The organism is Citricoccus sp. (assembly GCF_035445025.1).
Lineage (GTDB): Bacteria > Actinomycetota > Actinomycetes > Actinomycetales > Micrococcaceae > Citricoccus.
The window spans coordinates 1-11,914 of the sequence record NZ_DAOMPX010000059.1 but is presented as its reverse complement, the minus strand read 5'-3'; the positions used below and the strand labels follow the sequence as shown (position 1 = coordinate 11,914).

The following is an 11,914-nucleotide window of genomic DNA, read 5'->3' as shown; positions in this document are numbered from 1 at the left end:
AACCGCACGGACCAGCCCTCGACCTGCTGGACCTCGATCGCGGGCCAACCCAGTGCCGTCAGCCGCTGCAGGACGAGGGGGGTGACCTGGGTGGCCCGACCGGTCCGGGGATCCTCAGCGGACAGGGTGACCAGCCTCCCGGATGGCCTGCTTCACCCGCGCGATCATGTCCACGGGACCGAAGTGGAAGATGGAGGCGGCCAGCACGGCGTCCGCGCCGGCGTCGATGGCCGGCGGGAAGTCCTCCGGGGAGCCGGCGCCGCCGGAGGCGATGAGCGGGACGGTGGTGACCGCGCGAACCGCGCGGATCATCTCGAGGTCGAAGCCCTCCTGGGTGCCGTCCGCGTCGATGGAGTTCAGCAGGATCTCCCCGACCCCCCGCTCGGCGGCCTCCCGGCACCACGCCACCGCGTCGATGCCGGTGCCCTGCCGGCCGCCGTGGGTGGTGACCTCGAAGCCGGAGGCCACGGAGGGGTCGTCGGTGCGGCGGGCGTCCAGGGACAGGGTGAGCACCTGGGAGCCGAAGCGCCGGGTGATCTCGTCGATGACCTCGGGCCGGGCGACCGCGGCGGTGTTGATGGAGACCTTGTCCGCACCCGAGCGCAGCAGCTTGTCCACGTCCTCCACGGACCGCACCCCGCCCCCGACGGTCAACGGGATGAAGACCTCCTCGGCGGTCTGGGCGACCACGTCATAGGTGGTGGAGCGGTCGGCCGTGGACGCGGTCACGTCCAGGAACGTCAGCTCGTCCGCGCCGGCCTCGTTGTACCGGCGGGCCAGCTCGACCGGGTCACCGGCGTCCCGCAGGTCCTCGAACCTCACGCCCTTGACGACCCGGCCGGCATCGACGTCCAGGCAGGGGATGACACGTACGGCAACGGTCACGGGGGCTCCTCTCAGATCCGGATCGCGTGGATGGCGGAGACCAGGATGGCGCGGGCCCCCATGTCGTAGAGCTCGTCCATCACCTTGTTGGTGTCCTCCTTGCGCACCATCGAGCGCACGGCCACCCAGCCCTCGTCCTGCAGCGGCGAGATCGTCGGTGATTCCAGCCCCGGGGTGACGGCGGAGGCCCGCTCCAGGTTCTCCCGGCTGACGTCGTAGTCGATCATCACGTAGCGGCGGGCCACCAGCACGCCCTGGAGGCGGCGCAGCAGCACGTCCAGGCCCTCGGGACGCTTGCCGGACTGGCCGATGATGATGGCCTCGGAGCGCATGATGGGCTCGCCGAAGGTCTCCATGCCGGCGGCCCGCAACGTGGAACCGGTCTCCACGACGTCCGCGATGGCGTCGGCGACGCCCAGGTTCACGGAGGACTCCACGGCACCGTCCAGGTGCACGATCATCTCCGGCTTGACCGACTGGGTGGACAGGTAGTCCTCCAGCAGCCCGTCGTAGCTCGTGGCGATGCGCTTGCCCTCGAGGTCCGCCAGGGACGAGAACCGGCCCACCGGCGCGGCGAAGCGGAACGTGGACTTGCCGAAGCCCAGGGCCATGATCTCCTCGGCGGAGCCGTTCACCTGGGCGTCCTGGAACAGGTCCCGGCCGGTCAGGCCGATGTCCAGGGTGCCCTGGCCGACGTAGACGGCGATGTCCCGGGGGCGCAGGTAGAAGAACTCCACCTGGTTCTCCGGATCCATCATGACCAGTTCCTTGGAGTCGCGGCGCTGGAGGTAGCCGGCTTCCTGGAGCATGTCGCGGGCGGCCTCGGACAGGGCGCCCTTGTTGGGGACGGCGATGCGCAGCATGGGTGCTGGTTCTCCTGGGGTGGTGACGAGTGGGTGGACGGGGGCGATCCCGGGTGCGGGAACCGGCACGGGTCAGAGGTGCCGGTAGACGTCCTGCAGGGTCAGGCCCTTGGCGATCATCAGGACCTGCAGGTGGTACAGCAGCTGGGAGATCTCCTCCGCGGCCTCGTCGTCGGATTCGTACTCGGCGGCCATCCAGACCTCGGCCGCCTCCTCGACGATCTTCTTTCCGATCCCATGGACCCCGGAGTCGAGCTCGGCGACGGTGCCGGAGCCCTCCGGCCGTGTCTCGGCCTTGTGGCGCAGCTCGGCGAAGAGTTCATCGAAGGTTTTCACCCCTTTAGCGTACCGACCGCGCGGCCCCGCCCCGGACCGTCGCCGCCGTATGTGAAGAACGTGGGGCGTCAGCGCAGGGCCAGCTCCGTCAGGACGGCGGCCTGGAAGGCCTCGTAGCCCTTGTCCTCGCTGGAACCGGGAAGCCCGGCGCGGTCCAGCGCCTGCTCCTCGGTGTCGCACGTGAGCACCCCGAAGCCGACCGGGGTCCCGGTGCGCACGGAGACGTCCACGAGTCCGTCCGTCGCCCCGGAGCAGACGTACTCGAAGTGCGGGGTGCCGCCGCGGATCACGACGCCCAGGGCCACCAGGGCGTCGAACCGCGGCGCCAGCCGGGCGGCCGCGACCGGCAGCTCGAACGTGCCCGGGACCCGCACCTCGACCGCCTCGATCCCGGCCTCGGCGGCCGCGCGGCGGGCGCCGGCCAGCAGCCCGTCCATCACCTCGTCATGCCATTGCGCGGCGATGACGGCGACGCGCAGCGACTCCGCGCGCGCTCTGGTCATGTCCAGTCCCTGGGGTGCTCCGTGTCCGCTCATGCCTGTCCTCCTGTGGTCGTGGGTGTCGTGAGGGGTGTCATCGTGGGGGTCCCCCTCGGGGGTGTGGTGCTGCTGCGATCCGGCACCAGGTCCCCGGCCAGCCGGTGGGCCATCCGGTCCCGCTTGGTCGCGAGGTAGTCGCGGTTGTGCTCGGTCACCGGTGCCGGGCTGGGCACGATCTGCTCGACGTGGATGCCCGCGCGCGTCAGCTGCTCCGCCTTGTCCGGGTTGTTCGTGACCAGCCGGATGCGGAACAGTCCCATCCGCCGCAGGATGGCCGCGGCCGAGCGGTAGCTGCGCGCGTCCGCCGGCAGGCCCAGGTGCTCGTTGGCGGCCACGGTGTCCATGCCCGCGTCCTGCAGGGCGTAGGTCATGATCTTGTTGGCCAGGCCGATCCCCCGGCCCTCGTGGCCGCGCAGGTAGATCACCGTCCCGCCCTCGGCGGCGCTCTGGCGCAGCGCGTGCTCCAGCTGGGCGCCGCAGTCGCAGCGCTCGGAGCCGAAGACGTCACCCGTGAGGCACTCCGAGTGCAGGCGGACCAGCGGGGGCCGGCCGGAGGCGTCCATCATGTCCGGCACGGGGGCGCGCAGCACCATGTGCTCGGCACCCGTCTCGTGGTCCGGGTGCACGGAGACCTGGAAGGTGCCGTACCGGGTCGGCAGGCTGACCGTGGGCACGGCCATGGACCCGGGCCCCTCGAGCGCGGGGTCCACCCCGGTCTCGAGGTAGGCCACGAGGTCCTCGATCGACACGAGCGGCATGCCGTGGCGGTCGGCGAACCGGCGCAGCTCGGGCAGGCGCATCATGGTGCCGTCGTCGTTGACCAGTTCGGCGATGGCACCCACCGGGGCGCGCCCGGCCAGGCGGGAGAGCTCCACCGCGGCCTCGGTGTGGCCGCGGCGCTGCAGGACCCCGCCCTGGGCCGCGACCAGCGGGAAGAGGTGGCCGGGCCGGCTGACCAGGTCCGCCGTGGACGACGGGTCGGCCAGGACCTTGAGCGTGATGGCGCGGTCGGCGGCGGAGATCCCCGTGGTGGTGCCGGCGATGGCGTCGCAGCTGACGGTGTAGGCCGTGCCCTTGGGGTCCTCGTTGCGGTCCGTCATGGGCGGCAGCTCGAGGCGGCGGGCGACGTCCGGGGGCATCGGCGCGCACAGGACACCGGAGGTGTACCGCACGGTCAGGGCGACGAGCTCGGGGGTCGCGGCATCGGCGGCGAAGACGATGTCCCCCTCGTTCTCCCGGTCCTCGTCGTCGACCACGACGACGGCCCGTCCCGCCGCGATGGCCGCCACGGCGGCTCCGATCGGGTCCAGGTGGATCGCGCTCATGCCGTCACCTCCTCGGTCTCGAGGGCCCGGTCGTAGTCGTGGAGGCGGGCGGCGTACTTCGCCAGGACGTCGACCTCGAGGTTCACCCGGTCCCCCACCACACGGGTGCCGAGGGTCGTGGCGGTCAGGGTGGCCGGGATGACGCCGACCTCGAACCAGTCCTGCCCCGGGGCCGGGGCGCTGACCGCGCTCACGGTCAGGGAGACGCCGTCGACGGCGATCGAGCCCTTCTCGGCCACGTAGCGGCCCAGGCCGGCCGGCAGGGCGATGCGCACCTGCCGCCAGTCGCCGTGCACCTCGATCCGGGCGACGGTGCCGGTGCCGTCGACGTGGCCCTGCACGACGTGGCCGTCCAGGCGTCCGTTCGCCGGGACGCAGCGTTCGAGGTTCACGCGGTCCCCGGGGGCCAGGGTGCCCACGGTGGTGCGGCGCAGGGTCTCGCCCATGACGTCGACGGTGACGGTGCCCGCGGCGGCCCGGATGTCCGTGGCCGTGAGGCAGGTCCCGTTGACGGCGATCGAGCCGCCGTCCTCCAGGCCCACGAGGGACTGCGGGGCATGCAGGGTCAGCCGGGCGGCGTCCTGCTCCGGCAGGGACTCCAGCGCGGAGACCGTGCCCAGTTCGGTGATGATTCCGGTGAACATGTTTCTTCCTTCGGGGTGATCAGGCGGAGAGATGGATCAGGACGTCCTGGCCGAGGCGGCTGAGTCCACCCGTCTCGGCGTCGTCCAGGGTGAGGGGGCGGGACTGGCCCAGGGTGGTGTTCTCCGGCCAGTGCAGCCCGGAGGGGCCGTGCCCGATGACCAGCGGTGCCTGGTAGACGAACAGCTCGTCCACCAGGTCCGCCGCGAGCCAGGCCGAGAGCACGGTGGGGCCGCCCTCGATGAGCAGGTGGCCGGGGGTGGCGCCGCCGTGGGGCCAGGGACCGCCCCGCCCCTCGAGTGCGGCCAGCACCTCGGCGGGGTCGTGGCTGCGCACGTGCAGCCAGTCACGGGGGACGTCGCGCAGGCCCTGCACCACCGGCACGGGCTGGACGGGATGCTCCGTGCCGTCGTCGCGGCGGGCGGTCAGCCGGGGATCGTCCGCCAGGACGGTGCCCGTGCCGACCACGATCGCGTCGACCCGAGAGCGGACCTCGTGGGCGTGGCGGCGAGACTGCTCGCCGGTGATCCACTGGCTCGTCCCGTCCGCGGCGGCCACCCGTCCGTCGAGGGACTGCGCCAGGTGCCCGGTGACGAAGGGCCGTCCGGCGTCCCGGGCGGCGAGCCAGCGGCGGTTCAGCGAGAGTGCTGTCCCCGCGGCGGTGTCGGGGACCCGGGCGACGTCCACACCGGCCGCGCGCAGGCGGGCCGCTCCACCGCCACCGGTCCCCGTGGGGTCGGCGACGGCGTAGCGCACCGACCGGATGCCGGAGGCCAGGATGGCCTCGGTGCACGGACCCGTGGAACCGGTGTGGTCGCAGGGCTCGAGCGTGACCCACAGGGTGGCACCGGCCGCATCGTGGCCTCCGCCCCGGAACTGCCGCAGCGCGTCCACCTCGGCGTGGTCCGTGCCCCGGCCGCGGTGATGACCGGTGGCCACCACCTCGTCCCCGACGGTGATCACGGCGCCGACCAGCGGGTTCGCGCCCCGGGGTCCGCGCAGCGCCGCCTGCACGGCCAGTTCGAGGGTGGCCTCCACGGCCACGGTGCCTGTCCCGCTCATGGCGTGTGGACCGGGGTCGGGACGGGGTCCTGCGCGGCCGGCCGGACCGTCGGGTCCGGGATGAGGGTCTCGACCTCCGGCTTCTCGTGTGCCTTGGCGCGCACCCAGACGAAGAACCCGACCAGGGTGAACACGCCGTAGAACAGGTACATGAAGGCACTGGCGTAGTAACCGGCGCTGAACAGCAGCGGGACGCCCACGACGTCGACGGCCACCCAGACCAGCCAGAACTCCACCCAGCCCCGGGCCATCCCGTAGGTCGCGATCAGTGAGCCGACGAAGGTCCAGGCGTCCGCCCACACGGGCTCGTAGGATCCCAGGGCGCTGAACAGCGGCGTGAGCGCCACGGTGCCGATGACCATGGCGGCCACGATCCCGATGCGGGCCCTCCAGCCGGCCCACTGCGGCGAGATGGCCGTGTTGTCGGCGATACCGTGCCGGCCGTGGCGCTCGGCCCTGGCCCGGCGCCACTGCCGCCAGCCGTAGACGGACACGGCGATGAACATGAGCTGGCGACCGGCCTGACCCAGCAGGTTCGCGGTGTCCGCCCCGCCGAACAGGCCGGAGAGGAACACGGTGAGCAGGATCAGGTTGCCGATGATGCCGACCGGCCACGCCCAGACCTTGCGGCGCATGCCGCCCAGGGCCGAGGCCAGTCCGAAGATGTTGCCGACCACTTCCCGCACCAGCAGCCCCCCGCCGGCGACGGGGATGTACCAGGTGAACAGGTCGACGAGCCACCGCATGATGTCCATGATTCTCCCTTCGGAACGCGGCGGCTCCGGGGAATCATGCTGCGAGTCCGCCCTTCGGAGTGGGTGCGGACCATGACGGTTCCGACTCCACGCCGAACGGCGGGGCTGCACGTGCTTCTCCCATCCAGACTTTAACTGTCGGTACCGGAATTCCACCGGTTCAACCGTCCATCGGCACTGCGGATGCAGGCCGACTCGCGGGTCGCGGACTTTGACCGCCGGTTCGGATTCTCACCGACCCCGGAGCACGTTGGACCCCATTGTGCCACGTCTGGGCGCGCATCCCGTGCAGGCGACGTGTTCCATGTCTCACTGCGTCATGGGGGCCCGCCGGCCCCGCGGTGGTCAGCCCAGGGCCGCGCGCCGCAACGCCTCGATGGCGCCCGCCGGGTCCTCGGCGCCGTACACGGCCGAGCCGGCCACGAAGACGTCTGCCCCCGCCTCGGCGGCGCGCAGGATGGTGTCCTCGGTGATGCCCCCGTCGACCTGGAGCGCCACCGGGACGCCGGAACCGTCCAGGGCCTCGCGGGCGCGCCGGATCTTCGGCAGGACCTCATCGAGGAAGGACTGACCGCCGAAGCCCGGTTCCACGGTCATCAGCAGGAGCATGTCCAGGTCCGCGAGCATGTCCAGGTAGGGCTCGACGGCGGTCTGGGGCTTGATCGCCATCCCCGCCCGGGCGCCGTGCCGGCGCAATTCACGGGCCAGGTGGATCGGTGCCACGGAGGCCTCGGCGTGGAAGGTCACGGACTCCGCCCCGGCCTCCGCGTAGCCCGGAGCCCACCGGTCGGCGTCCTCGATCATGAGGTGGACGTCCAGGGGCAGGTCGGTCGCGGAGCGGATGGCCTGCACCACCGGCAGCCCGAACGTCAGGTTCGGCACGAAGTGGTTGTCCATGACGTCCACGTGCACCGCGTCCGCTCCGCCGATCCGCTGCAGTTCCTCGGCGAGCCGGGCGAAGTCGGCGGACAGGATCGACGGGTGGATGTGGATCCCCCGGGTGTGCTCGGCGCGGTGCGGCATGGCGTGGGTCATCACGAGGCTCCCTTGCGGAACAGGGCCATGAACATGGCGTCGGTGGAGTGCAGGTGGGGCCAGAGCTGGGCGGTGCCCGGTGCGCCGGCGGTCCCCGCACCGGAGACGTCGCCGGTGGCCACCGCGTCGAGGGCGCCCACGGTGTCCAGCAGTTCCAGCTCCGGGTGCCGCTTGAGCACGTCCTGGACCTGGAACACGGTCTCGGCCGGGTGCGGCGAACAGGTCACGTAGCCGAGGACGCCGCCGGGGGCCAGTGCGGTGACGGCGGAGTCGAGCAGCTGGCGCTGGAGTTCGGTGAGCGGTCCCAGGTCGGAGGGCTGGCGCCGCCATCGCGACTCCGGCCTGCGGCGCAGGGATCCCAGTCCGGTGCAGGGCGCGTCGACCAGGACGCGGTCGAACGGCTGACGCTGACCGGACCGGACCTCGCCGCCCACGTCCCGTCCGTCGCCGCAGCGGACCGACCACGCCGTCCGCGGCACCGCGGCCAGGGCCTGCTCGACGAGCGTCGCGCGGTGTCCGGCGACCTCATTGGCCAGCAGGGTGGCCCCCCGCTGATGGGCCAGGGCGGCCAGCAGGGCCGCCTTGCCCCCGGGGCCCGCGCACAGGTCGAGCCAGCGCTCACCCGTGGCCTCCCCCGGCTCCACCCCGGCCAGGGCGCGAGCGGTCAGTTGCGAACCGACGTCCTGCACGCGGACCGTGCCCTCCCGCACCCCGGGCAACCGGCCGGCGTCGCCGCCCCGGTAGAGCGCCGATTCCGGGGCGAGGGCGCCGGGCTCGGCACCGGCCTCGAGGACCGGCGTCAGGTCGCCGAGCCCGGGAAGCGCCACCAGGTTCACGACGGGGGCGGCGTTGTCCGCCTCGAGGAGGGCGTCCAGCTCGTTCGTGGGACGGCCGTGGTTGGCCAGCGACTGGCGCAGCGCCCGGACGATCCACCGCGGGTGTGAGTGGCGGATCGCCAGGGCGTCGTCGTCGCCCGGGGCCGGTGCCAGCTGCTCCAGCCAGGCCTCGCGGTCCTGGGCGCTGACCTTGCGCAGCACGGCGTTGACCAGGCCCGAGGGCCCCGCGCCGACCTGGTCCCGGACGAGGGCCACGGTGGCGTCCAGGGCGGCATGGGCGGGTACCCGCATGCCGAGCAACTGGTGGGCCCCGAGCCGCAGCGCGTCGAGCACGGGGCGGTCGAGCTGGTCCAGGGACCGGTCGACGCAGGTGGCCAGGACGGCGTCGTAGAACCCCTGGCCCCGCAGGGCCCCGTAGGCCAGCTCGGTGGCGAACCCGGCATCCCGGCGGTCGAGGCGGTGTGCCGCGATCCGGGACGGCAGGACGAGGTTGGCGTAGGCGTCGTCGCGGCTGACCGCGGTGAGTGTCTCGAAGGCCGCCAGCCGGGACGGGTCCGCCGAGCGACGACGCTGGGAGGGTGCCGTGGCGGAGTACTTCCGTGGCCCGCCCGAGGTGCCACGGTTGCGCGTCCGGCCGCGGTCGTCGCGACGTTCATCGCCCCGCTCGCCGCCACCCCGGCCGGGCCGTCCCCGGTTGTTCCGCTCACTCACCGTGCCTCCTCCGCCCCGGTCAGGAACCGGGCCCCCTCGGGTAGTCCGCGGGCCCAGTCGGCCGCGGCCATGACCTTCTTCCCGGCCGGCTGGACCCTCTCCAGGCGGATGGTGCCGTCGGCGCACTGGAGGTGGACGGCCTTCCGGCCCACCACGAGCTCCCCGGGCCGGCGCGGGCCCGCCGGGGCGTTCCCCTCCGGGGTGGGCACCGCCTCGGGCCGTGCACCGACGAGCTTGATCCGTACCGGGCCGTCGGCCGGCGCCGGGCCGGCCAGGAGGGCCCACGCACCCGGTTCCGGCGTGGTGCCGTTGATGCGGGCCGCCACCGCAGCAGCGGCCTGGGCGGCGTCGACGTGACCGTCCTGCTGCCCGAGCTTCGGCGCCAGGGTCGGCTCCCCGGACTGGGGCTCGGCCCGGGCGGTTCCGTCCTGGATCCCTGCGAGGGTCTCTGACAGCAGCGCGGCGCCGCTGACGGCGAGGTCGGCCAGCACCTCGCCGGCGGTCTCCCCCGGCTCGAGGTCCCGTGTCAGTCGCGAGAAGACCGGGCCGGTGTCCAGGCCGTCCTCCAGCTGGAACACGCAGGCGCCGGTCACGGCCTCCTGCGCGAGGATGGCGTGCTGCACCGGCGCCGCGCCCCGGTAGGCGGGCAACAGCGAGAAGTGCAGGTTCACCCAGCCGTGACGCGGCAGGGACAGTCCCGCCGCCGGCACGAGGGCCCCGTAGGCCACGACGGCGGCCGCGTCCAGGTCCAGTGCGGCGATCCGGTCCAGGGTGTCCCGGCCGGGCTCCCCGCTGAGCCGGGAGGCGTGCAGGACCGGGATCCCGAGCTCGGCGGCCCGCGCCGCGACCGGCGACGGCGTCAGCGTCCGCTTGCGGCCCACGGGGGCGTCCGGGCGGGTGAGCACGGCCACCACCGAGAACCCGGCCTGGACCAGGGCCTCCAGGGAGGGCACGGCCGTCTGCGGGGTCCCCGCGAACAGGACGCGGAAGTCCGCGCGGGCGGCGCTCACCGGGCACCCCCGAAGCTCGAGTTCACGGACTTGGCGCGGTCAGCCTGCGTGGTCCCCGACACCTGGCCGTAGGCGCGGTCACGCAGTCTGCGCCGTGAGTCCTTCCGGTCCTCCCCCGTCAGCCGGTCGATGTAGAGCCGGCCCTCCAGGTGGTCGACCTCGTGCTGGAAGCACCGGGCGAGCAGGCCCTGCCCCCGGTACTCCACGGGCTGGCCGTCCGCATCGACGCCGGTGACGACGGCCTCCGAGTACCGCTCCGGGTTGTAGTGCAGTCCCGGCACGGACAGGCAGCCCTCGCCGGGCTCGGTGACCAGCTCCCCGGAGGTCCACAGGACCGGGTCGATCACGTGTCCGCGCCGGCCCTCCACGTCGAAGGTGAAGACGCGCAGCTCCACGCCGACCTGCGGGGCGGCCAGGCCGACGCCGCCGACGTCGTCCATGGTCTCGAACATGTCCTGCACCAGTCGGTGCAGGTCGGTCCGGTCCGGCCCGGCGGCGGCCGCAGGCGTGCGCAGGACAGGGTCGGGGAAGGTGCGGATGGGAAGGACGCTCACGCGCCCACCTTAGTCGCGTCCGTCCCGTGGCCGGCGGCAGGGGCCTGTCCGGGGGCCTGGGCCGGAGGGGGTCCGATGGGCCGCAGTGCCGGGCCGGCGCTGTCGGCGATCTGGGAGTAGCCCCAGACCTGGCGCAGGGCCCAGAACTTCCGCCAGTGGGCCGGGAGCACCTCGGGGTTGGCCTGGTGGGCGACGACCTCGGTCTGGCCCAAGGCGACGCCGAGCAGGACCGGCGCGTCCCCGTAGCGCCAGGGCTCCCACGTGCCGGTCGCCGGATCGACGAGGGACTCCTCGGCGCGCAGCCCGGCCACCAGCTGCATGACGACCTTGGCGTCCAGCGGCTTCACCCGGCCGTCGCGCGTGGTGCCCTTGGTCTTGTAGTCGATGATGCAGGTCCGTCCGCCGATGGTGGCGACGAGGTCCAGGGTCCCGGCGTAGCCCACGGTCGCGTTCCAGACGGTCAGCTCGGTGGCCAGGGGCCGGACGTCGTAGAGGTCCCACCACTCGTCGAAGCGGTCCGCGTAGGCGCCCTCCCCGTGGTCGGCCAGCACTGCACGGACCTCGGCCGTGCGGTGGGGCCGGCCCAGCGCCCGCAGCCCGACCTGTTCGGCGTAGTCGTGGACGCGGTCCCCTCGTGCGGCCGCCTCGTCCCGGTACCGTTCGGCCGCGCTGGAGGCCTGCCGTGCCACCGACTTCAGCTGCGGCCGGGAACCGACGACCTGGGGCAGGCGCGGGTCCTCGATGACGGCAGTGGCGGCCATGTGGCCCGCCCAGCCGCTCAGGTCGGCCGCCTGCTGACCGATCACCGTGGTGATGGAGGGGACCTCCGGCACGCCGTCCAGGCTGCGGGCGTACATGCGGCCGTATTCGGTCTGGTGGGCGAGTCGGGGCTGCGTCATGGTCATCCATTCTCCCATCCGTCCGGACACGGTAAGGGCCGCGTCCGGACAGGGTGAACACGCGGGCCGTGGGGCCGATTGGACGATCGGCCCGAACGTGCAGTAGAGTCATCTCTCGTTGGAAATCACGGTGACTGGTTCTTCCGGTCACCAGTTTTCTGTGCGGATGTAGCTCAGTTGGCTAGAGCGCCACCTTGCCAAGGTGGAGGTCGCGAGTTCGAATCTCGTCATCCGCTCGCAAGTCTCCCAACCCTGGTGGGGTGGCCGAGAGGCGAGGCAACGGCCTGCAAAGCCGTGTACGCGGGTTCGAATCCCGTCCCCACCTCGCATCGGTCGCCATCCGCTAGGATGGGGACCTGCAGCTGAAGGATTCCGGGTCACCGGAAACCCCCAGCGCGATTAGCGCAGCGGTAGCGCGCTTCCCTGACACGGAAGAGGTCACTGGTTCGATCCCAGTATCGC

General features: G+C 72.8%; 13 protein-coding genes, 2 tRNA genes and 1 riboswitch. Of the genes, 2 read left to right on the top strand and 13 right to left on the bottom strand.

Translation table 11 applies throughout. The features are described 5' to 3' along the window. Positions 1–114 precede the first annotated feature (114 nt). From hisF to PLJ28_RS13320, 13 genes are all read right to left on the bottom strand, one after another. Positions 115–885, bottom strand: coding sequence for an imidazole glycerol phosphate synthase subunit HisF (gene hisF / locus PLJ28_RS13380; protein ID WP_010142505.1), 771 nt, complete (start codon positions 883–885; stop codon positions 115–117). Between the two features lie 11 nt (positions 886–896). Next, positions 897–1,748, bottom strand: a complete 852-nt coding sequence (hisG, locus tag PLJ28_RS13375) for an ATP phosphoribosyltransferase (protein ID WP_010142504.1) — start codon at positions 1,746–1,748, stop codon at positions 897–899. A 72-nt stretch (positions 1,749–1,820) separates the two neighbouring features. Beyond that, positions 1,821–2,084 carry a phosphoribosyl-ATP diphosphatase gene (locus PLJ28_RS13370; RefSeq protein ID WP_183525657.1) on the bottom strand — a complete coding sequence of 88 codons (264 nt, stop codon included), beginning with the start codon at positions 2,082–2,084 and terminating at the stop codon, positions 1,821–1,823. A 68-nt stretch (positions 2,085–2,152) separates the two neighbouring features. Then, positions 2,153–2,620 (bottom strand): 6,7-dimethyl-8-ribityllumazine synthase, encoded by a 468-nt coding sequence (gene ribH, locus PLJ28_RS13365; RefSeq protein ID WP_324590228.1) that lies wholly within the window; start codon positions 2,618–2,620, stop codon positions 2,153–2,155. Then, positions 2,617–3,948 carry a 3,4-dihydroxy-2-butanone-4-phosphate synthase gene (gene ribB / locus PLJ28_RS13360; RefSeq protein WP_183525651.1) on the bottom strand — a complete coding sequence of 444 codons (1,332 nt, stop codon included), beginning with the start codon at positions 3,946–3,948 and terminating at the stop codon, positions 2,617–2,619. Before ribB ends, ribH begins: the two co-directional genes overlap by 4 nt. After that, the gene (locus PLJ28_RS13355; RefSeq protein ID WP_298043663.1) at positions 3,945–4,592 is read right to left on the bottom strand and encodes a riboflavin synthase; all 648 of its coding nucleotides are present in this window, start codon (positions 4,590–4,592) and stop codon (positions 3,945–3,947) included. Before PLJ28_RS13355 ends, ribB begins: the two co-directional genes overlap by 4 nt. Positions 4,593–4,611: 19 nt before the next feature. Further along, entirely contained in the window at positions 4,612–5,652 is a 1,041-nt protein-coding gene (gene ribD, locus PLJ28_RS13350; protein ID WP_298043661.1) for a bifunctional diaminohydroxyphosphoribosylaminopyrimidine deaminase/5-amino-6-(5-phosphoribosylamino)uracil reductase RibD, read from the bottom strand. Next, a complete protein-coding gene (pnuC, locus tag PLJ28_RS13345) occupies positions 5,649–6,407 on the bottom strand; it encodes a nicotinamide riboside transporter PnuC (RefSeq protein WP_298043659.1) in 759 nt (252 codons plus the stop codon). Before pnuC ends, ribD begins: the two co-directional genes overlap by 4 nt. Before the next feature lie 108 nt (positions 6,408–6,515). Then, positions 6,516–6,659: riboswitch (FMN riboswitch) on the bottom strand. 93 nt (positions 6,660–6,752) lie between these two features. After that, complete coding sequence (rpe, locus tag PLJ28_RS13340) at positions 6,753–7,442, bottom strand: ribulose-phosphate 3-epimerase (RefSeq protein WP_010142497.1); 690 nt, start codon at positions 7,440–7,442, stop codon at positions 6,753–6,755. Further along, complete coding sequence (locus tag PLJ28_RS13335; RefSeq protein ID WP_502876456.1) at positions 7,442–9,046, bottom strand: RsmB/NOP family class I SAM-dependent RNA methyltransferase; 1,605 nt, start codon at positions 9,044–9,046, stop codon at positions 7,442–7,444. Before PLJ28_RS13335 ends, rpe begins: the two co-directional genes overlap by 1 nt. Continuing rightward, entirely contained in the window at positions 8,986–9,999 is a 1,014-nt protein-coding gene (locus PLJ28_RS13330) for a methionyl-tRNA formyltransferase (RefSeq protein ID WP_298043655.1), read from the bottom strand. Before PLJ28_RS13330 ends, PLJ28_RS13335 begins: the two co-directional genes overlap by 61 nt. Continuing rightward, positions 9,996–10,553, bottom strand: a complete 558-nt coding sequence (def, locus tag PLJ28_RS13325; RefSeq protein ID WP_298043653.1) for a peptide deformylase — start codon at positions 10,551–10,553, stop codon at positions 9,996–9,998. The genes PLJ28_RS13330 and def overlap by 4 nt, the downstream gene beginning before the upstream one ends. Further along, entirely contained in the window at positions 10,550–11,452 is a 903-nt protein-coding gene (locus PLJ28_RS13320) for a PD-(D/E)XK nuclease family protein (RefSeq protein ID WP_298043651.1), read from the bottom strand. The genes def and PLJ28_RS13320 overlap by 4 nt, the downstream gene beginning before the upstream one ends. A gap of 162 nt (positions 11,453–11,614) precedes the next feature. Here PLJ28_RS13320 and PLJ28_RS13315 point away from each other — a divergent pair. Both PLJ28_RS13315 and PLJ28_RS13310 read left to right on the top strand, forming a co-directional pair. Beyond that, positions 11,615–11,688: transfer RNA gene (locus PLJ28_RS13315), tRNA-Gly, on the top strand. A gap of 18 nt (positions 11,689–11,706) precedes the next feature. After that, positions 11,707–11,777 (top strand) — tRNA-Cys (locus PLJ28_RS13310). Positions 11,778–11,914: the final 137 nt, after the last annotated feature.